Raw genomic sequence first — 21040 nt, 5'->3', positions numbered from 1 at the left:
CACGGAGGTAAGGGCCGTGGAAAATCTTAAACATCCACGTCCCATAGGAAAATCTCGTTTTCTTATAGTTAGACAGGGCATACTGTACTTAAAAATTTAAATCCAAGAAATCGTTCTTTCCTCTTAATTCTTTGAAGAAAACTTTTCCTTTTGAATTAGCATCCCCTAAATTAGAATTATTTTTACTCCCTACCCCTAACCCTCTTTTTATGAAAACATTGTGGAACAGTAGCATAGATAAAGATTTTAGAGAAGAACATCAAATCTCCAACGATTTTTACTATCACCACGATTTAGACAATAATGACAATTTTTCACCCAATGACCAATGGCTGGTTTATGACACCCGAACCACGGAAGGTGGTATAGGCGCTAACGCCACTATTGAAAAAATCAATATAGAAACAGGCGAAAAGGTCGTATTATACCACCTCAGCCAAAACACAGTATACGGTCTTGGTGTAGGTGCGGCCAGTTATGCCCATAAGCACAACCAAGTAATATTTATTCATGGCCTTTTCAATTGCAATAAAAACACCCCTTATGAACAATGGCGGAGGACAGGGGTAATCGTCAAGGACAACCACCCTGGCACCCCGATTTTTATGGATGCCCGAGACACGAACCATCCTTTTACTGCTGGAGCATTGAGAGGAGGCACCCATCGTCATGAATGGAGCGCCGACGATCGATGGATAGGCTTTACCTATAATGATGCGGTGATGAAAAAACTAGAAGACCAAACAGGAATTCACCAAAATCTGAGAACTATCGGCGTTTCTAAGAGGCATCGCCCCATATCGCCCGACAACACCAAGCCTGGCGAACAAGTTTCGGCCGAATGGTTTAGTGTTTTGGTAGCACAAGTTACGGTAAACCCAAGACCAGGGAGCGATGACATTAGCAATGCAGCCGGCGATAGTTGGATAGGAAAGTCCGGATACAAAAAACCGGACGGCACCCGGCAAATGGCTAGAGGGTTTATAGGAACTGTAAAAAACAACGAAGGCAAAGACATAGACGAGGTCTTTGTGGTTAATATTCCGGAAAACATTCATATTCCAGGAGATAACGGCCCCTTGGAAGGAACAGAAACAACAATGCCATCGCCGCCACAGGGTGCCTATCAACAAAGACTTACCTATACGGCAGCAACTGACTTCCCAGGCTGTCAAGGTATTGTACGATCGGCATTCGATGGCAGTATGCTAAGCTTTACGGCCTTCGATAAGAACAACATTAAGCAGGTGTTTACCATTTCACCCTTGGGAGGATCTCCCGTACAACGAACCTTCCACGCTTCCCATGTACAAGGTAGCGTGCGTTGGCATCCTAGCAAATACCGCTTTTGCTATGTATGGCAAAACGCTCTAGTAAGTGTTCATATAGAAAAAAACGAAACCCTTATGTTGACCCGGCCAGGGGAATATCCGCCGACCAACCTAGTATGGTCACATGATGGAAAAAAAATCGCCTATAATAAAATTGTAGCCCATAAAACAAGTACTGCTGTAAAACAGATTTTTATCATTCATATATGACAACAACCCTATTTAGGGGTAAAAATCTCATTTATTGAATTTTAAGGATCTCTAGCTCTAAAAAACTGTTTATTTAAAGCCAAAATTTTCGGTCTCCGGCAGTTTTACAACAAATCTCCTTACTTTTATCCCGTCAAAAAAAAAACAAAACAAATGTCTGTTGCTAAAAAAGAATACAAAAGAGTTACTGTAAAATCTCTCGTGGATATGAAAAAACACGGGGAGAAAATATCCATGTTAACTGCCTATGATTATTCCATGGCCAAAATAGTGGACGCGGCACAGGTAGATGTTATTTTAGTTGGTGATTCTGCCAGTAATGTAATGGCGGGTCATGAAACTACGCTCCCCATCACTTTAGATCAAATGATCTACCACGCTTCGTCTGTGATCAGAGCCGTAAAACGTGCCTTAGTTGTGGTAGACCTTCCTTTTGGAAGTTACCAAAGCGACCCTAAAGAAGCCTTGAGATCGGCGATCAGAATCATGAAAGAAAGCGGTGGCCACGCCGTTAAATTAGAGGGTGGAAGCGAAATTAAAGAATCGATCAAAAGAATATTGAACGCCGGAATCCCGGTAATGGGGCATTTAGGCCTTACCCCGCAATCTATTTACAAATTCGGAACCTATACCGTTAGGGCTAGGGAAGAAGAAGAAGCGGAAAAATTAATAGAAGATGCTAAATTCTTGGAGAAAGCTGGATGTTTCAGTATTGTCCTGGAAAAAATTCCAGCCGATTTGGCCAAAAAAGTAGCCGAAAGCGTTTCTATTCCTATTATCGGGATCGGAGCAGGAAACGGTGTCGATGGCCAGGTATTGGTAGTACACGATTTACTGGGAATTACGCAAGAGTTTAACCCTAGATTTTTACGCCGATATTTAAACCTTTACGAAGAAATGGGGAATGCCATTTCTCAATATGTCGAGGATGTAAAATCGAAAGACTTTCCCAACGACGAAGAACAATATTAAAAAACACCCGAGGCAGCATGCCCTAGGCGCTGCCTTGGAAAAGTTTTTATTTTCTTAACTAGTATCATCTTAAAATACAAGCCTCAGGTGTCTTTAAAAATTATATCAAACGCTAAGAATCTTCAAGTCATTTATGAAGACAACCACCTTATAGCCATTAATAAAAGAGCTGGTGATATTGTACAGGGCGATAAAACAGGAGACGCTCCTTTAAGTGAGGTGGTCAAAGAATATCTCAAAACCAAACACAACAAACCTGGAAATGTTTATTTAGGGGTAGCTCATAGATTGGACAGGCCCACAACCGGAATTGTTGTTTTTGCCAAAACCTCAAAAGCCCTACCGAGACTCAACAAGCTTTTCGCAGAGAAAGATGCCAAAAAAACATATTGGGCCGTGGTACAACAGTGCCCAGAAACAGCACAAGAAACACTGGTTCATTGGCTTAAAAGAAATACCAAACAAAACAAATCGTACGCCCATATAAAGGAAGTAGCAGAAAGTAAGAAGGCCATATTAGAATATAAGGTCATTAAAAAACTAGATCGTTATTTTTTATTGGAAGTAGATTTAAAAACCGGAAGACACCATCAAATTAGGGCGCAACTCACCGCTATTGGCTGTCCGATAAAGGGCGATTTAAAGTATGGTTTCGACCGAAGCAATAAAGACGGTAGTATTCATTTGCACGCCAGACAACTTTCTTTTATCCATCCGGTAAAAAAGGAGTTGCTGAATCTAATAGCCCCCCTTCCCAACGATAGTATCTGGAAAGCATGTTCGCCATAAGGCTAAACGCATCCTATATTTTTAACGCCCTTTTCCTCCTTTGGTTTTAGAGAAAAGTAAGCATGTATGCTCTTAATTATGGCCAAAATAAAGAAAGCCTTGGATGATATTGTAAGTACACATTCGCGCCCAAGGCTTTCGTAATAATAAAAAAACCGCTAAGCAGCCATCTTTTATAACACTTTTTAAAAAACCAACCCTTAACTGTCACTTGTATCAGTCACTCTATCGGGTAAGCGCCAAAGCCTTCTCTTTAATGATTTCCGAAACTGGCCTGTTTTGCAAATGGCTTTCTAGCCAAGAAATAATATCCAAATATAAAAAAGCACGTTTTTCGTAAGGGTGGTTTTCATATTTTTTTAATTGATCGTAAAGTTTCTGAAATTCATTGGGCAATTCATGAGGAAAAATATCCCCTAAACGCCTTAAAAATTTAATCATTTCTTTTTGAACGGCATGTAAGTCGTTCATTTTCAATAAAAATTTATAAGTGCTTTTTAATTGCACCTCTAAATGATAATCCATCCCCGCCTCATAATGGGCGATTAAACTTAACACTCGAGCAAAGCACATTAAATCTTCTCGCATTTTAAGATTTTTGTTATTGATGATGCGCTTTAGGTATTGAATACATGTTTTATTATCCCCTATTCCAAAATACAGACAGGCAATTTTATAATAGAGCACCATGATATGGTGTTCGTCTATCCTTTCTTTGTGCTTATTAATTCCGTATTCTACAATCTTCACCAAATACAATCCCTTTTCAAAATTACCCTCTAAAAAATGAAGGTTTAGTTTGTTGGAGGTCAGGTAAAGAAATCCTAGAGAGGAAATATTATCGTTTTTTGGAAAATCCTCGCTTTCGACCATTTTCTCCAACTTCTCCAAGGTCTCTTTAAACTGCGAGCTGTACTTTACAAAAAACAAGGATTCTAACAAGTAGTTGTTGGCCTTAAGGAAGAAAACAGGATTTAAATTGATCATCTCTTTATTGTCATAAAAAAGATCTACCCATTTACTGGAATATTTGTAGCAGGACAAAAAGTCTTGGGTTAAAAAACTGTACCACAGATGCGCCTTGTACAGCCAAAGTTTTTCCCGAAAGCCTAAATCCTCTATTTTGTATTTAGGCAATTGTTTCTTAAAATATTTCTGAATCCTCTTAATATCCTCGTCGCTTCTTGCATACCCTATCTTCAGCATCTGCCCGTACAATTGCAGGGACAGATTGGATAACTTACTGGTCATCACGTTTTGGGCCGACAGTTTTTTGGCTTGTAAGGCAAGCTCGTCTGCCCTATCGGGAATACTACGGGTTATATATTGGGTCTCAATAACCTTTTCGAATTCTACTATCTCATAGGCTACGTTTTTTTCTTCATTTTCAATAGCGATCAATTTGGCCTTATCCAATATTTTGAGACTCTGCTTATAGAGCCCTTTTTGGTACAGGATGGTCGCAAAATCTAATTGCTCCCGAATCTGCACCCTAATATTTTGATTTACCGGGTTAAGCCTAAGACTTACCAATATTTGTTTGTATAAATGTGCCTTAAGATTGGATAGTTGAGCCTTCTTGACGATCCCGTTTTCTAGGATTACCTTTTCGTCATAAACTTTAATCTTATCCAATAAATTAAATAAAGCAAGAAATTTAGCATCGGTATTCACCCCCAAACGTCCAACGTATAATTTAAATTGTCGTTTTTCTGACTTAGAAAGCGATTTAACCAATACAAATAATGCATCTTTATGTGCATTTGTCATCGTAATAAAAAAGGTTTATATTGTTGATATTCAGTTATTTACATAGTAGTGAAAGTTATTTAACGTTGTAAATAACCTTTTCTGAACCAGGCTAACAAACCTAGTAGCACTATATTCGTATTGCGTCCATAAAATTACGTAATTATAATGAGTAAAGATAAGGTACAAATATTTGATACAACACTTAGGGATGGGGAACAAGTGCCTGGCTGTAAATTAGACACTGCCCAAAAATTGGTAATAGCCGAAAGGTTAGACCTATTAGGGGTAGATATTATTGAAGCAGGGTTTCCTATTTCTAGTCCTGGAGACTTTAATTCTGTACAAGAAATTTCAAAAATCGTTAAAAACGCGACCGTTTGTGGGCTGACCCGTGCGGTTAAGAAAGATATTGAAGTTGCCGCAGAAGCCTTAAAATACGCTGTAAAACCTAGGATACACACTGGAATTGGAACCTCAGAATCGCATATTAAATTTAAATTCAACTCCAATAAAGATGCTATTATCGAACGAGCTGTAGAGGCTGTTAGGTATGCCAAGACTTTTGTGGAAGATGTAGAGTTTTATGCCGAAGATGCTGGTAGAACAGACAATGAGTTTTTAGCTAGGGTTTGCGAAGCTGTTATAAAAGCGGGAGCAACGGTACTGAACATTCCTGATACTACAGGATATTGTTTACCCGATGAATACGGCGCTAAAATGAAGTATTTAAAAGAAAATGTAACTGGTATCCACAAGGCTATCCTTTCTTGTCATTGTCACAATGACCTAGGGTTGGCAACGGCAAATTCTATTGCGGGGGTTATCAATGGTGCACGACAAATTGAATGTACCATTAATGGTATTGGCGAAAGAGCTGGGAACACCGCCTTGGAAGAGGTTGTTATGATCTTAAGACAACATCCTTACTTAAACCTAGACACCAATGTAAACAGCAAGTTGTTGTACGATACAAGCCAAATGGTTTCTCAAAAAATGGGAATGTTAGTACAGCCCAATAAGGCGATCGTTGGAGCAAATGCTTTTGCGCATAGCTCTGGGATTCACCAAGATGGCGTTATAAAAAACAGGGAAACTTACGAGATAATGGATCCTGCCGATGTAGGTGTGAACGAATCTTCTATAGTTCTTACTGCCCGTAGCGGTAGAGCTGCCTTGGCCTATAGAGCCAAAAATGTTGGTTATGAATTGACAAAAATCCAATTGGATACCGTTTATGATGAGTTTTTAAAATTTGCAGATCTAAAAAAAGAGATCCAAGATGACGATATTCATGAAATTATTGTTGCCTCGGGTATAACAATTGAAACTACAGCTTAAATGAATCTAAAAATTGCTCTTTTGGGTGGTGACGGCATAGGTCCGGAAGTCCTCAGCCAGTCTATAAAATGTTTGCATGCAGTTGAAGAGACCTTCAACCATCATTTTACCTATACCGAAGGATTAATAGGAGCTGCCGCTATGGATAAATTTGGCACGCCCCTACCCAAGGAAACCATTGCGCTTTGCACGGAAGCCGATGCTATATTATTTGGAGCAATTGGAACCCTCAAATACGATGAAAACCCTAGTGCAAAAATAAGGCCCGAACAAGGTTTGCTGCAGTTAAGGACAGAATTAAAACTCTTTACCAATATTAGACCGGTAAAAGTTTTCCCTACCCTGATCGACAAATCTCCGCTAAAAAAGAATATTATTTTTGGTACGGACTTCGTTATTTACAGGGAATTGACGGGTGGTATTTATTTTGGCGAGAAAAAATTAAATCCAGAAGGAACAGTAGCCTCGGACTTGTGCGAGTATTCAGAAAAAGAAATTAGCAGAATTGCGCATTTAGCCTTTAAAGCGGCAAAAAACAGAAGAAAAAAACTAACCTTGGTCGATAAGGCCAACGTTATGGAATCTTCTAGATTATGGCGTAAAGTGGTTACAAAAATAGGAGAAAGTTATCCCGAAGTGGAACTCGACTTTTTATTTGTAGACAATGCTGCGATGCAGATGATGTTAGACCCTAGCCATTTTGATGTGATTCTTACGGAAAACATGTTTGGAGACATCTTATCTGATCAAGGAAGTGCAATTTGTGGCTCTAAAGGCTTACTGCCATCGGCATCTATAGGGAACGAACACGCTATGTTTGAACCTTTTCACGGATCTTATCCACAAGCTGAAGGGAAAAACATTGCCAATCCGGTTGCCTCTATTCTTTCTACAGCCATGATGCTAAATCATTTAGGTCTCGATGAAGAAGCCCGTGCGATAGTTGCCGCAGTAAAGAAAGCCTTGCGCAAAAACATTGTTACTGTAGATCTGAACCCAGATAGCAAATACGGTACCGAAGAAGTCGGAGATTTTATCGCTAAAAACATTATTGATAGCGACGATGACTTTAATTATAATTATGAAAATATCGGATTAGGAAAATCTACCATTATATAGATACCTTCCGTCCCGATATTTCCATCATCATAAAAACGGATTTTTAAGGTTTTATTCCTCTAATAACGGAGTGATAAGCCCTTGGAAATCCGTTTTAAATTTCCCATAAATCTCTGCAGTAGCCGCCCCATTGAAGCCGGTATATTTTTTCCTTACCTGTCACGACTTATCGACAATCTACGTCCTAGGGCACGACAAAATATGCATTCACATGGTTAATTTATCTTGCGCTCATTTTTTTTGGACATTCCGTATTGCAACAAAAAACCTGAGTATTTTGCCCCTACCCCTTTCAGTATATTGATAGCTTTAAAAGCCTACTCCCTCCTCTTAGGGCACCGAAGAAGTCGAAGATTTTATCCCTGAAAACTTTATAGACGGGGACGATGACTTTAATGATAATTATGAAAATATCGGATAAGGAAAACCTACTATTAAACAGATACCTTTCGTCCCGATATTTCCATCATCATAAAAACGGATTTTTAGGGTTTTATTCCTCTAACAACTTAGCGATAACCCCTTGGAAATCTGTTTTAAATTTCTCATAAATCTCTCCGGTAGCCGGGCCATTGAAGCCGGTATATATTTTCCTTACTTGTCCAGACTTGTCGATAATAAGCGTCGTAGGGTACGATAAAATATGATTTAACATCGGTAATTTATCTTGCGCTAAATTTTTATTGGAACTTCCGTATTGCGCCAATAATACGGGATATTTTATACCTACTCGTTCCTTTAACCTATTGATAGCCTTAAAAGCCATTTCCTTGCTCTTAGAGTATTCAAAAGCCAGCGCTACCACTTCCAAAGCATCTTCTTGGTGCTCTTCCATAAAGTCTACCAAAAACATGGTTTCATCCAAACAATTAGGACACCAAGTACCCATAATCTGAACAACAACCACCTTGTCTTTAAAGTTTTCATCTTCCAAGGAAACAATCTGATCGTCGGTATTAGGAAAGGCAAAATTAAATTTCTCGTATCCTTCCTTTAAAAAGGTAAGGGAATCTTCACTTGGAAGCTCAAAGTTTTCATTCCGTTGCGCCGTAAAAGGCTCTTTAAAATGATTCCCCGAATAGAACACTCCGTTAAGAGTACTATCGGTTATTTTGGCAGCAAATAAGTAGGCATGGGCCCCATCAAAGGCAGATAGCCTCACAGAATCACCGTATTGTATTCCTTGTAAAAATCTATAATCACCGGTAGTGGTTCTAAAGGTACCCGTCACTTGGTCACCGCGCTGTTTAAAAATTCCTTTGGCCATGGTACTATCAATGGTTCCTGGACCGAAGACAACCTCCCAATCTCCCGAAATATTTTGTCCCGGACTCGGTTTTCCTGTTTTATCAAAGCGTTCTTTGATTCCGAAAGTTGCCTCAAATGCCACATTTCGACCTAAAGACTCGTTAATAAAATTGCCTATTATACTGTTTTCCGTAAAGTTCCCAGAAAAATAGCTTTCAAAAACTGGCATCTTAATTACTATAGAGTCTCCTGAAATTTCTATCTCATTTATTTCAATAGTTTCCTCATCATTATAAACAAACATAGAATATGCACCTAAGGGCGATTTTTCGAGCTTAAAATTAAAAGGAAGTTTCTGCTCCTTTGTAACTTCTAACTCTCCAAGCCACATGCCTTGGGACAATACTTTATTATTTTTCTCATTACAAGAGTTCAATAAAATCAAAAAGGAAAGAAAAAAAAATGTAAATAAATATTTCATGGATATGTTTACTAATTAATAGCCCCAAAGATAAAGCTGAATTTTTTATATGGAATAAAAAATAGAACAATTCGCCCTATTACCTATTGAATGTCTAATAGCATTGTTTTATCTTTGAGCCCTCTAATAATTATCGATGAAAATATCTTACAACTGGCTAAAACAGTTTTTAAAAATTGATTGGGATGCAAACAAGACCGCCGAACTCTTAACCGACCTTGGTTTAGAAGTAGAAGGCATCACTCCCTATGAATCCGTAAAAGGTGGACTGAAGGGAATTGTTGTAGGGAATGTTTTAACCTGCGCACAACACCCTAATGCCGATAAATTAAAATTAACCACTGTAGATATAGGTCTTCCAGCCCCTCTACAAATCGTCTGTGGCGCCCCTAATATCGCTGCAGGACAAAATGTACCAGTGGCTACTATAGGCACTACCCTATATACGGCCGAAGGTGACGCTTGGACCATTAAGAAGGGAAAGATCCGGGGAGAGGAAAGTTTTGGCATGATCTGTTCCGAAGTCGAATTAGGGCTTGGAGAAAGTCATGATGGCATCATGGTCTTAGATGAAAAGCTAAAGGCAGGAACACCTTGTGCCGAAATTTTTGAGGTCGAAAATGACGAGGTTTTTGAAATTGGCCTTACTCCTAATAGAGCCGATGCCATGAGTCATTTTGGTGTTGCCAGAGATTTAAAGGCAGGTTTTAAACAAAAAGACATCCTTAAGGAACTTATTACACCGCCAGTTTCCCATTTCAATATCACCAATAGATCCTTGAAAGTAGATGTTGAAGTAAAAAACAATACGCTAGCGCCAAGGTATTCTGGAATCACCATTAGCAATATGGTAGTTCAGCCATCTCCAACTTGGCTAAAAAACAGATTGCTTTCTATAGGTATTACACCGAAAAACAACGTAGTAGACGCTACTAATTACGTGTTACACGAATTAGGCCAACCTCTACATGCCTTTGATGCCGCAAAAATCAAGGATAACAAAATAATAGTTCAAACCCTTCCAAAAGGCACCAAGTTCACTACTCTCGATGGTATTGAGAGAACTTTAAGCGAAGAAGATTTAATGATATGCGATAGCGAAAAACCGCTTTGCATTGCAGGGGTATTTGGAGGAGAAAACTCTGGAGTTACCGAATTTACCCAAAGCATATTTTTAGAAAGTGCCTACTTTAATCCGGTCTCTGTTCGTAAAACTGCAAAAAGACACGGACTTAATACCGATGCTTCTTTCCGTTTCGAGAGAGGTATAGATATTGACAACGTAGAGTACAGCCTTAAACGGGCAGCCTTATTGATCCACGAAATCACCGGTGGAGATATCACTTCGGATATCGTAGACATCTATCCTAAGAAAAAAGACGATTACCATGTATTCTTAACCTTCGATAAGATCAACAAGTTAATTGGACAGGAAATCCCTAAGGATACGATAAAATCTATTTTAGCGTCCTTGGATATTAAGGTTAAAAACATCACCGAATCGGGTCTAGGACTCTCCATTCCTTTTTACAGGGTAGACGTACAAAGAGAAGTCGATGTTATTGAGGAAATCCTAAGGGTTTTTGGCTACAACAATGTAGAATTCAAGGAGAAATTAAACGCTTCCGTAGCCACCACTTCTAAATTCGAAGATTATAAGATTCAAAACATCATTGGCAACCTTTTGGCAGCTCAAGGATTCAATGAAATATTATGTAACAGTCTTACATCACCTGCCTATACCGAACTTTCCGAAGATTTTAAATCGGAACAAAATGTCGTGATGCTAAATCCCCTTAGCACAGATTTATCGGTCATGAGGCAATCTATGCTGTTTTCTGGCCTAGAAGCGATAGCATACAACAGCAATCGAAAAAAACCAAACTTGAAATTTTTCGAATTTGGAAAAACCTACCATCAATATGATAGCAAAAGAATAGAGAACAAACACCTAAGCCTTCTTATCACAGGAAACAGATTAGAAGACAGCTGGACGAATTCCCCTAAGAAATCGGACTTCTTCTATTTAAAAGCTATTACCGAAAACGCCTTAAGTCGTTTAGGACTCAACCACTTAAACTCACAACCGCTTACCCTAGATATTTACTCGGAAGGAATTACCCTAAAATACGCGAAAAAGGAAATTGTAAGCTTAGGGGTTATCAAGAAATCGATTTTAAAGGCATTCGATATCAAACAAGAAGTATTGTACGCCGATTTTAATTGGGACAATATTTTGGATGCCATCCTTAATACCGAAATTGTATTTAAGGAAATTCCAAAATATCCTGAGGTAAAACGAGATTTTGCTTTATTGATAGACGAAAACGTAAGCTTTAAACAGATCTACGATATCGCCTTAGAAACGGAAAAGAAATTATTGACCAATATCAATCTATTTGATGTATACACTGGAAGTAATTTGCCGCAAGGAAAAAAATCTTATGCCGTAAGCTATACATTATTAGACGAAAAGGGCACCCTGACAGACAAGAAAATAGACAAGATTATGAACAAGTTACAACAGCGTTACGCTACAGACCTTGGTGCCGAATTAAGGTAAGTTGTGCATCACAATCGTTTGTAACCACACAAATTACAAATAAAAACCGTTATTTCTTTACGAACAGCAGTAATGCCAGTCCCGAGAAAATAACGGTTTTTTTATTCGCTATCTATCACTGTAACCCCCTAACAACCCAACCCGGCGTTCAAATAAGTGTTTTCGTCCTTCCTTGGCCATACACCCCTTACTCCCAAGGATATATTTACTACTTCCTATAGAATTGCTCTTCCAGCATACTAAAATAGCCTTCTCCCCCCCCCTTTTTCGATCACAACAACAGAACGGAATAAGCCTTTTAACAAGCCGTTTTTATAGCGTTAATTAACTATACTAGAGTTTGCCTATTGAATTAAATCGCCACCGACAGTACTCATTGTATTCATTATTCAACAACGGCTTTCATCACTTAAAGCATTCCCCTGCTAAGATTATAACAGGGAGCAGCAATAGCGAACTTTTATAATTTTAATAGCCTCGCTATTGAAAAGAAACCCGAAATTCCTTAACTTTATAAGGAGGACTAATTGAAATGGTGATGCTACTAGAGAAAACCAACATTCAGAAAAAGCTCTTCCAAGAGAAGGAGAAAGAAAACCAGGCGCAACAACTCATTGCCGAGGTTTATAAGCTTTTATCCGAAGACGAGGATATTCGAAAAAGAATTAGCGCCACACTAAGCTCCAAAAACAATAGCAGCTCCAATTCCTTCAAGTTCGATTTATTGGACACCAAAGAAATATACCATATAAGCCATATTAAAAAAATAGCGATAAATTATAGGCTTCGGTTTTTAGACGTTCGGTATTTTAAAGGCCCACTGCCTTCTGAGGTTATTTCCAAAATAAAAGGGCTGGAAAAACTTCACAATACCGAACTAAAGGGATTTAAAATCTTGGCTCCTTCCAAACTCTTTATCCTAGAAGACAGAGACGATCCTGTTTTATTTGCACCCATTGGGAACGATTACTACTACTTAATACACAAATGGGGAACAGACCTTCACCCCCTTAGGAAACTAATGATGTGGCCCTTTAAAAACTTCCCCAACCTATTAGTTACCATCATCTCTTGTAGCTATTTGTTAACCGTGGTTATTCCATCGGGCTTGTTTACCAAAAACCTTACCACCCCTGAGTTCTGGATTCTCTTCTTTTTTATGTTTAAAACTACGGCCTTTATCTGCCTGTATTACGGGGTAGCGAAAGGAAAAAATTTCAATTCTTCCATTTGGAACAGTAAATACATAAAACCCTAACTGATTTCTACATAACTTATCGGCGCCAACTGCGATAAAACCGAACCGAGGATAAATATGGTGCTTTATCACCATCACTCCGATCGAAAAACTATGACGTTATCACTGGCATCCCAAAATAGGTTCGACATCAAGCACAGCTTCTTTTAAAGCCCAATAGACATGCCCTTATTTAAATTTTCACCTACACCGATCAATTAAAAACACCCAGTTGGCATCAAAATACCCACTAGTTGCCATTTAGTTTCATTTTTACTAATCTGCGTTAGGGACCGCGGCGGCATCCCCGCAGCAGAGCAAGGGATATAGCCAAGTGCCCGCCCGACGAAGGAGGGAACGCCCAAATCACTTTCATTCAAACATAGACTTACTTCCAAAAAGTAAACGTAAAGGAAATAAAAAAAGCTGCCTTTTAAGACAGCTTTAAATTTATGGTAAAAATTCTTGGACAAGAATCCCAGGAACACCTTAGGCATTCACGACGTACATTTTCTCGCGTTGCTCTTTAATAGATTTATCTGACATATACTCATCAAAAGTCAGATACCTATCGATACATCCTTTAGGCGTCAATTCGATCACCCTATTACCAACAGTTTCTGCAAACTCATGATCATGGGTAGAGAAAAGCACTGTTCCTTTAAAGTTTTTCAAGGAATTGTTAAAAGTAGTAATACTTTCCAAGTCCAAGTGGTTCGTAGGCTCGTCCAACATTAAAACGTTGGCACGCATCAACATCATTCTACTAAGCATACAACGCACTTTTTCTCCTCCGGATAATACCGTACATTTTTTTAAGGCTTCTTCTCCGCTAAAGAGCATTTTTCCTAAAAAGCCCCTAATACTTACCTCTTCTCTTTCTTCCTCAGTTTTGGCATATTGTCTTAACCAGTCTACCAAATTTAGATCACTGTTAAAGAAGGGTGAATTGTCTGCCGGCAAATAAGATTGCGTGGTAGTAATACCCCACTGATAAGTTCCGTTATCGGCTTTTCTATTATTGTTCAAGATCTCGTAAAAGGCAGTAACGGCCCTGGAATCCTTCGAAATAACCACCACCTTATCACCTTTGGCCAAATTGATATTTACATCCTGAAACAACACTTCTCCTTCTTCGGTAGAAGCGGCAAGTTTTTCGATATTCAATATCTGGTCACCAGCTTCTCTCTCTCTTTCAAAAATAATGGCCGGATAACGTCTGCTCGAAGGCTTAATATCTTCGATCTTTAATTTGGACAACATTTTTTTACGGGAAGTAGCCTGCTTACTCTTAGCGACGTTTGCACTGAAACGCATAATAAACTCCTGTAACTCCTTGGCCTTTTCCTCAGATTTTTTGTTCTGCTGCGCTCTTTGTCTAGCTGCCAATTGACTACTCTCGTACCAGAAAGTATAATTCCCAGAATAAAGGTTCATCTTTCCAAAATCGATATCTCCAATATGCGTACATACTGAATCTAAAAAGTGCCTGTCGTGAGACACCACTATTACTGTATTCTCATAATTGGCAAGGAAATGCTCTAACCAGCTAATGGTTTCATAATCCAGGTCGTTGGTAGGCTCATCCATAATAAGCACATCCGGGTTTCCAAAAAGTGCCTGGGCCAATAATACCCTCACCTTTAATTTAGAATCCATATCGGCCATTAAGCTATAATGAAACTCCTCGGTAATTCCTAAGTTCGATAGCATTGCTGCAGCATTACTATCTGCGTTCCAACCGTTCATTTCTTCGAACTGCACCTGCAACTCTCCTATTCTTTCGGCATTTTCATCACTATAATCAGCATAAAGAGCATCAATCTCACTTTTAATGTCGAACAAAGGCTTATTTCCCATGACAACACTTTCCAAAACAGTGTACTCATCATAGGCGTTGTGATTTTGCTCTAAGATAGACATACGCTTTCCAGGCTCTAAATGAACATGTCCGGAAGTTGGATCTATCTGTCCGGAAAGAATTCTTAAGAAAGTAGATTTACCTGCGCCGTTGGCACCAATAACCCCATAACAATTTCCTTGTGTAAAGGCTACGTTTACTTCATCGAAAAGAATTCTTTTCCCGAATTGTACAGATAAATTTGATACAGATAGCATAAATGAAATTTTAAATTTTGTGCAAAAATAACAAAATAAACCCGCTAAGCCAACTATATTAGTACCCATTACCATCTAATACAATGAAGTACCATGGCTATTTTATCTCGAACCCTGTAGTTTTAACTCACAATTAACAAGCTGTGTCTTTTGAGTTTAGTAGATTTGTTTACAATAAAGTTGCTATTCTAATATGAATAAACCTTTACTCTATACTTTTTTATTCGCACTTATTAGCTGCGGTACTAAAGAAAAAAAATCCTCTAGTGCATATTTTGCTGGTGAAATTGTTAACCCCACGAGCGATTATGTCGTACTTTATAAAGACGAGGTCGTTATAGACTCCGCCAAACTAAACCAAGACAACCGATTCTCCATAACATTAGACTCTGTAGCCGAAGGACTATACCATTTTAACCACAGTCCGGAATTGCAATATGTATATCTTGAACAAGGTGACAGTCTCATGATCCGATTAAATACCAAGGATTTTGATGAGTCCCTAATTTTTTCCGGCACAGGAGATGAAATCAATAACTTTTTGCTGGAACTATTCCTTAGCACAGAAGACGAACCCAATAAAATACTCCCACTTTACAGCCTTGAGCCAAGCGAATTTTGTAAAAAAATAGACTCTTTACGAAGCATAAAATTTAAATTGCTAAACGAACTAAGCAAAGAGGCACAGTTATCTAAAAACGCTTTGGAAATAGCAACGGCCAGCATAGACTACCATTACTATACCTACAAGGAACGCTATCCTTTTTGGAACAGGATCAGGAATGCTAAGAAAGAAATCACCACGGTTCCGGAACATTTTTACACCTATAGAAAAGATTTGGAATATGACAACAACAAACTAACCTATCTAAGACCCTATTACAATTTTATGAAGAACCATTTTGACAACTTGTCCTATATGAGTTGCAAGGATGGCTGCCTTGAAAACCACCATAGCATTGTAAAGAACAAACTTCATTTCAACCAGCACAAGCTGCAATTGATAAACGATTTGGTAACAGAAAAAGGGCTGCGTGACAACCTTTTTAGGAATGTTGCCATGGATTACTTAATCAACGCTCATGAGGGAGATGAAAACAATAAAATTTTCATCAATGATTTCCGAAAATTGGCGCAAAACAATAAACATCACAAAGAAATAGAATTGTTGTACCAAGGAGTCATCAACCTACAACCTTCCAGTAAACTGCCCAATATCTCTGTTATTAATGCCGAGGGCATTTCGGTTACTCTCCAAGAAATAGCGGACAAGGAAAAGAATGCGGTGTTTTATTTCTGGACAGACGCCCAAAGAATGCACTTTGAAGGCATAAAAAAACGCGTGTCCCAATTGGCAGTAAGCAAACCAGAATATACCTTTATCGGAATCAATTGCAACACCGATCCAGCTCGATGGCAATACGTACTTAACACCAGCAACTTGGATACCAGCAAACAGTACAGATCCGATGATTTTGAGAATTTAAAAAACGCTTTGGTCCTAAAGAGCTTAAACAAAGGCATTATTACCAAGGACGGTGTTATTATAGACGCCTTCGCCGACATTTATAGCAGTTTCTAACAGAACAATATTAAAAGCGCTGTGTTCAAATGCAATGCAGCAAGACCGATTCCCTAGACTAACAGCTCCTATTAAAATTATTTGGGCGTTCCCTCGTTCCTCGGGCGGGCACTTCGCTATATCCCTTGCTTTGCTGCGGGGATGCCGCTACGGTCCCTAACGCGGAATAAGATAGCCATGTCAAATTCATTAAAAGAAATAGCTTTTACTTGATCCTTGATCCCCAAAACCATTATAAACAAAAAAAGTCCCTGAGAAATAAACCCCTGGGACTTTTTTTATAGTTGTTAAGGAAAATTAGTTTCCTTTGTTGTAGTCTTCTAAAAACTTAGCCAAACCACTGTCTGTTAAAGGGTGTTTTAACAATCCTTCAATAGCAGATAAAGGTCCAGTAATAACATCTGATCCAAGTTTAGCACAGTCAATAACGTGCATTGTGTGTCTTACAGATGCCGCTAAGATTTGAGTTTCGAACTGGTAGTTGTCATAAACTAGTCTAATATCAGATATCAGGTTCAATCCGTCTGTAGAAATATCATCTAATCTTCCGATAAAAGGAGATACATACGTTGCTCCAGCCTTAGCAGCCAATAACGCTTGTCCTACCGAAAAAACCAACGTACAATTGGTTCTTATTCCTTTATTAGAAAAATACTTTATCGCTTTTACACCATCTTTGATCATAGGAACTTTCACTACGATCTGCTCATGCAACTCAGCCAACTCTTCCCCTTCTTTAACCATAGAAGCGAAATCAGTAGAAATCACCTCAGCAGAAACATCACCGTCAACGATATTACAGATATCCACATAATGCTTTAAGATATTGTTTCTTCCTGTAATTCCTTCCTTAGCCATCAAAGACGGATTAGTGGTTACACCATCTAAAACCCCTAATTCTTGGGCTTCCTTTATTTGAGCCAAGTTTGCTGTGTCAATAAAAAATTTCATCTTATTTGCTATTTTTAATTAATGTATGAAAGGAAACACTAAAAATAATGCCCTTTCTTTAAGATTCGTAAAATTACAATTTATAATGATTCATCAATAGTTTCTCGTACATTTTGTCTGGTAAAACTTTTTTGAGAAACAATGAGAATTTTTGCATAAACTCTCCCACCTTATAATGGACCTTAGGATTAGCCGTATTTATGATCCTAAGCACCATATGTGCCACCAACATAGGATCCTGACCATGATCTACATGCTCATTCATCATCTTTAGAGTGTTCCCGTAAGGCAATTGATACGGTGAGCTTTCTACAACCGGTACGTGATAACGCCCAGAAGCAATATTGGTCGCAAAATCGCCAGGTGCTAAATTAGTGAAAGAAATTCCAAACCCTTTAGTCTCCATACGCAGCGCTTCGGTCACCAGCTCCAACGCACCTTTACTAGCCGAATAAATCCCTCTATACGGCAATCCCATATAACCCGCTATAGAAGTAATATTTATAACCAGTCCCGATTTTTGCTTTCGCATATGCGGCAATACAGCTTTGGACACATGCAAGGGTCCATTAAAATTAGTATCAAAGGCCTTTAAAATTTCTTCATGAGGAGTTTCTTCTATTGGTCCGGTAATCCCTACGCCAGCATTATTAACCAACACATCTATCCTTCCTTCCTTTGCTATGAGCTGGGAAACTGCCCCTTGAATGGTTTTCACATCCCTAACATCGAGCTCCAAAAGCTCAAACTCCTTAAAATCCGGATACCTTGACAGGTTTCTTGTAGTGCCATAGACTTTAAAACCCTTAGATTTTAAAAAAACTCCTATAGATTTCCCTATTCCAGACGAACCTCCTGTAATCAGTACAACTTTACCTTCCATCACCATTTGTATAAGCTGGCAAAATAACAAATAAATGTACAATTTTAAGAGAAAAGAATGGATTAAAATTCTGTTGGGACAACAACTGAACTTCGAAGTGTTTGTTCAGTTTCGGGTACAAAAAAAGGCAAGCTACCTACATCGCACCGCTACAACCATATACCCTTGCTGCGTTCCCGCCCTGGGGGATTCTACAGGAGCTGGTCGTGTAGGACTTGCCGAGTGCAAAGATACACTCTTTTCTTTTTTTTCCAATCATTTTTTGGTCTAATTTTTATTAAATAACTTGCCTATACAATTTTAAAATACCTTTTCAACGATATTGGATTGATTATAAATCAACTACGAATAAATTGGATTCGATATAAATTTGAAAAAAAAATAAAAAAATTACTTTTATTTAATTTTGAGCAGTAAATTTCTGTTATTACACACCTAAACACTACTATATAATGAACATTTTAAAGTACCACCTAACATGCTTAGTCCCTATTTTTTTCATGGCTTGTGGTGGAAATCCAGATCCCGCTTCACTTTTCGAAATACAAATAGAGGGCAACAAAACCGAGTTTCAACAAAATGAAACCGTAGGAATTAAACTCAATCCGCTAAAAAACCAAACTGTAGATAAAGTTGTCTATAAACTAAACGACAAGGAAATAAATGTTAATGACGGTAAAATTCACCTTAATGAAGCAGTTCTTGGCTCTAAAACACTCTCTGCTACGGTTACTTATGAAGGCAATACCGTAGCGGTAGAAAAAAAATTAAAAATTTTAGCAGAAAAGGCACCGGTAATCTATACCTATGACATCATCAACGAATATCCGCACGATATAAATGCCTATACCCAAGGATTAGAATTTTATAAGGACACCCTATACGAGAGCACCGGAAGAAATGGATATTCTTCACTGCGCAAAGTGGACTATAAAACGGGAGAAATCCTTCAAAAAATAGACTTAGAGAACACCTATTTTGGAGAAGGCATTACCATTTTAGATGAAAAAATCTATCAACTTACATGGCGTAATGGTATCGGATTTATTTATGACCTCAATAGTTTTCAAAAAACAGGCAGCTTTAAATACAATCAAAGCAAGGAAGGCTGGGGACTTTGCAATGATGGACAGAAAATTTTCAAAAGCGATGGTACGGAAAAAATTTGGATCCTAAACAAAGAAACCTTGGCAGAGGAAAGTTTTCTGGAAACTGTCACCAATAAATCCATTTTCAACAAGGCTAATGAGCTAGAATATGTAGATGGTAAAATATATGCCAATGTATACCAAAAGGAAAGCATGATGATTATTGATGCCAAAAGCGGGGCTATTGAAGGTGTTGTTAATTTTGGCGGCCTAAAAGACAAGGTAAAGCAGCATGAAAACCTAGACGTCCTAAACGGTGTGGCCTATCACCCTGAAAGGAAGACCTTTTTTATCACCGGAAAAAATTGGAGCAAGTTATTTGAAGTTAAAATACACAAGAAATAATGAAATCCTTTCAAAAAACCATCACCGTAGTCGCAGACGATTTAGACGATTTAAACCACGTAAACAATGTAAGGTATGTACAATGGATGCAAGATATCGCCAAAGAGCATTGGCAAACCAAAGCACCACAAGAATTGCTGAGCACTACTGCCTGGGTGGTATTAACCCATCATATCACTTATAAAAGCGCCGCGAAACTAAATGATGAAATCCTGATTAAAACATATATAGACAAAAGCAAAGGAGCGATCAGCATTAGAATTGTAGAAATGTACAACAAGCACAACGATCAGCTCCTTGTTAAATCTAAAACAGAATGGTGTCTCTTAAACGCAGAGACCTTTAAACCTATGCGAATCTCAAAAGAGATCGAAGATGTGTTTATTGACAACAATTAATAGACTCTCTCTACTTTCTTTTTATCAACCAACAAGGCCTTTTATCCCTACTTCACTAAAAAAGATACTTATTGGTTGACTACGCACAGAAACCCTAGTTTTTCTATGGCTAAAACCTAGGGTATTATAGCAAACACTTCTTAAATTGTAGCAAAACACCAATACTATGGAGTTTAGCTATACTATTATAGATTCTGATGCCACTTCGAACCTACAACTTCAGCACTTTTTAAAGGAATACGAGAACTTTAACCCGCATTATTCACCAAGAGTTTTTTCTTCAAGGAATTTGAGGATAAATTTTGCATTCCCTGGATTAAGGAAATTTTCCGGGATAGTTTTCCAGCTGTTAGATGAACCTTCTGTAAATTTTAGTGCAGATATGACTATTTTTAGTCCTGATATTGCTGAAATTTCCCGATAAGGCATAGGTATCCCAAGACTGATAAACAGTGAGATGAGTAACTTTTAGCCAGAGAGCAATTCCTGGAATAGATGCTGGTACACAAAGGCTTTGGAGAGCCGGTAATAAATTCTTCTTTTGGTTATTTTAATGGTAGCACCTATTTTCAGCA

The 21040-nt window shown here is 38.3% G+C and carries 16 protein-coding genes and 1 other RNA gene; 11 read left to right on the top strand and 6 right to left on the bottom strand.

Annotation, left to right across the window (positions count from 1 at the left end):
• Nucleotides 1–209 precede the first annotated feature (209 nt).
• From BUA16_RS07945 to BUA16_RS07935, 3 genes are all read left to right on the top strand, one after another.
• Complete coding sequence (locus tag BUA16_RS07945; protein WP_072764312.1) at nucleotides 210–1541, top strand: DUF3748 domain-containing protein; 1332 nt, start codon at nucleotides 210–212, stop codon at nucleotides 1539–1541.
• 153 nt (nucleotides 1542–1694) lie between these two features.
• Complete coding sequence (panB, locus tag BUA16_RS07940) at nucleotides 1695–2513, top strand: 3-methyl-2-oxobutanoate hydroxymethyltransferase (RefSeq protein ID WP_072764220.1); 819 nt, start codon at nucleotides 1695–1697, stop codon at nucleotides 2511–2513.
• 87 nt (nucleotides 2514–2600) lie between these two features.
• Complete coding sequence (locus BUA16_RS07935) at nucleotides 2601–3302, top strand: RluA family pseudouridine synthase (RefSeq protein ID WP_072764219.1); 702 nt, start codon at nucleotides 2601–2603, stop codon at nucleotides 3300–3302.
• A 225-nt stretch (nucleotides 3303–3527) separates the two neighbouring features.
• Here the strand turns inward: BUA16_RS07935 and BUA16_RS07930 are convergent, their stop codons facing one another.
• Nucleotides 3528–5072 carry a hypothetical protein gene (locus tag BUA16_RS07930; RefSeq protein ID WP_072764218.1) on the bottom strand — a complete coding sequence of 515 codons (1545 nt, stop codon included), beginning with the start codon at nucleotides 5070–5072 and terminating at the stop codon, nucleotides 3528–3530.
• A 147-nt stretch (nucleotides 5073–5219) separates the two neighbouring features.
• Here BUA16_RS07930 and BUA16_RS07925 point away from each other — a divergent pair, with 147 nt between their 5' ends.
• Together BUA16_RS07925 and leuB are read left to right on the top strand one after the other, a co-directional pair.
• Nucleotides 5220–6392, top strand: coding sequence for a 2-isopropylmalate synthase (locus BUA16_RS07925; protein ID WP_072764217.1), 1173 nt, complete (start codon nucleotides 5220–5222; stop codon nucleotides 6390–6392).
• On the top strand, nucleotides 6393–7511 hold the full coding sequence (gene leuB / locus BUA16_RS07920; protein ID WP_072764216.1) for a 3-isopropylmalate dehydrogenase: 1119 nt from the start codon (nucleotides 6393–6395) through the stop codon (nucleotides 7509–7511). It begins immediately after the preceding gene.
• 493 nt (nucleotides 7512–8004) lie between these two features.
• On the opposite strand, the gene BUA16_RS07915 is transcribed toward leuB, so the two are convergent.
• Nucleotides 8005–9240, bottom strand: a complete 1236-nt coding sequence (locus tag BUA16_RS07915; protein WP_072764215.1) for a peroxiredoxin family protein — start codon at nucleotides 9238–9240, stop codon at nucleotides 8005–8007.
• A gap of 136 nt (nucleotides 9241–9376) precedes the next feature.
• Here BUA16_RS07915 and pheT point away from each other — a divergent pair, with 136 nt between their 5' ends.
• Together pheT and BUA16_RS07905 are read left to right on the top strand one after the other, a co-directional pair.
• Nucleotides 9377–11803, top strand: a complete 2427-nt coding sequence (pheT, locus tag BUA16_RS07910) for a phenylalanine--tRNA ligase subunit beta (protein WP_072764214.1) — start codon at nucleotides 9377–9379, stop codon at nucleotides 11801–11803.
• 538 nt (nucleotides 11804–12341) lie between these two features.
• The gene (locus BUA16_RS07905) at nucleotides 12342–13061 is read left to right on the top strand and encodes a hypothetical protein (protein ID WP_072764311.1); all 720 of its coding nucleotides are present in this window, start codon (nucleotides 12342–12344) and stop codon (nucleotides 13059–13061) included.
• 468 nt (nucleotides 13062–13529) lie between these two features.
• On the opposite strand, the gene BUA16_RS07895 is transcribed toward BUA16_RS07905, so the two are convergent.
• Nucleotides 13530–15158 (bottom strand): ABC-F family ATP-binding cassette domain-containing protein, encoded by a 1629-nt coding sequence (locus BUA16_RS07895; RefSeq protein WP_072764212.1) that lies wholly within the window; start codon nucleotides 15156–15158, stop codon nucleotides 13530–13532.
• Between the two features lie 193 nt (nucleotides 15159–15351).
• On the opposite strand from BUA16_RS07895, the gene BUA16_RS07890 reads away from it, so the two are divergent.
• Nucleotides 15352–16740, top strand: a complete 1389-nt coding sequence (locus BUA16_RS07890; RefSeq protein WP_072764211.1) for a transaldolase — start codon at nucleotides 15352–15354, stop codon at nucleotides 16738–16740.
• A 297-nt stretch (nucleotides 16741–17037) separates the two neighbouring features.
• Here the strand turns inward: BUA16_RS07890 and fsa are convergent, their stop codons facing one another.
• The 3 genes from fsa to ffs form a co-directional block, all read right to left on the bottom strand.
• Entirely contained in the window at nucleotides 17038–17691 is a 654-nt protein-coding gene (fsa, locus tag BUA16_RS07885; protein WP_072764210.1) for a fructose-6-phosphate aldolase, read from the bottom strand.
• A 73-nt stretch (nucleotides 17692–17764) separates the two neighbouring features.
• Nucleotides 17765–18574: an SDR family oxidoreductase gene (locus BUA16_RS07880; protein WP_072764310.1), complete on the bottom strand. Its 810-nt coding sequence runs from the start codon at nucleotides 18572–18574 to the stop codon at nucleotides 17765–17767.
• Nucleotides 18575–18696: 122 nt separating this feature from the next.
• Nucleotides 18697–18795, bottom strand: an RNA gene (ffs, locus tag BUA16_RS07875) — signal recognition particle sRNA small type.
• Nucleotides 18796–19026: 231 nt separating this feature from the next.
• On the opposite strand from ffs, the gene BUA16_RS07870 reads away from it, so the two are divergent.
• The 3 genes from BUA16_RS07870 to BUA16_RS18960 all read left to right on the top strand — a co-directional run bounded on the left by BUA16_RS07870 (nucleotide 19027) and on the right by BUA16_RS18960 (nucleotide 20889).
• Entirely contained in the window at nucleotides 19027–20067 is a 1041-nt protein-coding gene (locus BUA16_RS07870) for a glutaminyl-peptide cyclotransferase (protein WP_072764209.1), read from the top strand.
• Nucleotides 20067–20465 carry an acyl-CoA thioesterase gene (locus BUA16_RS07865; RefSeq protein ID WP_072764208.1) on the top strand — a complete coding sequence of 133 codons (399 nt, stop codon included), beginning with the start codon at nucleotides 20067–20069 and terminating at the stop codon, nucleotides 20463–20465. Before BUA16_RS07870 ends, BUA16_RS07865 begins: the two co-directional genes overlap by 1 nt.
• A gap of 166 nt (nucleotides 20466–20631) precedes the next feature.
• Nucleotides 20632–20889: a hypothetical protein gene (locus tag BUA16_RS18960; RefSeq protein ID WP_072764207.1), complete on the top strand. Its 258-nt coding sequence runs from the start codon at nucleotides 20632–20634 to the stop codon at nucleotides 20887–20889.
• The last annotated feature ends 151 nt before the right edge of the window (nucleotides 20890–21040 follow it).

Origin of the sequence: Arenibacter nanhaiticus (assembly GCF_900141935.1) — a bacterium.
GTDB classification, from domain to species: domain Bacteria; phylum Bacteroidota; class Bacteroidia; order Flavobacteriales; family Flavobacteriaceae; genus Arenibacter; species Arenibacter nanhaiticus.
Note: the sequence above shows the minus strand (reverse complement) of the source record. Positions and strands in the feature narration are given on the sequence as shown.

Excerpts from the sequence above, each read along its gene's own strand:
- BUA16_RS07945 (WP_072764312.1), top strand. The coding sequence starts at position 210 with ATGAAAACATTGTGGAACAGTAGCATAGATAAAGATTTTAGAGAAGAA.
- panB (WP_072764220.1), top strand. The coding sequence starts at position 1,695 with ATGTCTGTTGCTAAAAAAGAATACAAAAGAGTTACTGTAAAATCTCTC.
- BUA16_RS07930 (WP_072764218.1), bottom strand. The coding sequence starts at position 5,072 with ATGACAAATGCACATAAAGATGCATTATTTGTATTGGTTAAATCGCTT.
- BUA16_RS07925 (WP_072764217.1), top strand. The coding sequence starts at position 5,220 with ATGAGTAAAGATAAGGTACAAATATTTGATACAACACTTAGGGATGGG.
- leuB (WP_072764216.1), top strand. The coding sequence starts at position 6,393 with ATGAATCTAAAAATTGCTCTTTTGGGTGGTGACGGCATAGGTCCGGAA.
- BUA16_RS07915 (WP_072764215.1), bottom strand. The coding sequence starts at position 9,240 with ATGAAATATTTATTTACATTTTTTTTTCTTTCCTTTTTGATTTTATTG.
- pheT (WP_072764214.1), top strand. The coding sequence starts at position 9,377 with ATGAAAATATCTTACAACTGGCTAAAACAGTTTTTAAAAATTGATTGG.
- BUA16_RS07905 (WP_072764311.1), top strand. The coding sequence starts at position 12,342 with ATGCTACTAGAGAAAACCAACATTCAGAAAAAGCTCTTCCAAGAGAAG.
- BUA16_RS07895 (WP_072764212.1), bottom strand. The coding sequence starts at position 15,158 with ATGCTATCTGTATCAAATTTATCTGTACAATTCGGGAAAAGAATTCTT.
- BUA16_RS07890 (WP_072764211.1), top strand. The coding sequence starts at position 15,352 with ATGAATAAACCTTTACTCTATACTTTTTTATTCGCACTTATTAGCTGC.
- fsa (WP_072764210.1), bottom strand. The coding sequence starts at position 17,691 with ATGAAATTTTTTATTGACACAGCAAACTTGGCTCAAATAAAGGAAGCC.
- BUA16_RS07880 (WP_072764310.1), bottom strand. The coding sequence starts at position 18,574 with ATGGAAGGTAAAGTTGTACTGATTACAGGAGGTTCGTCTGGAATAGGG.
- BUA16_RS07870 (WP_072764209.1), top strand. The coding sequence starts at position 19,027 with ATGAACATTTTAAAGTACCACCTAACATGCTTAGTCCCTATTTTTTTC.
- BUA16_RS07865 (WP_072764208.1), top strand. The coding sequence starts at position 20,067 with ATGAAATCCTTTCAAAAAACCATCACCGTAGTCGCAGACGATTTAGAC.
- BUA16_RS18960 (WP_072764207.1), top strand. The coding sequence starts at position 20,632 with ATGGAGTTTAGCTATACTATTATAGATTCTGATGCCACTTCGAACCTA.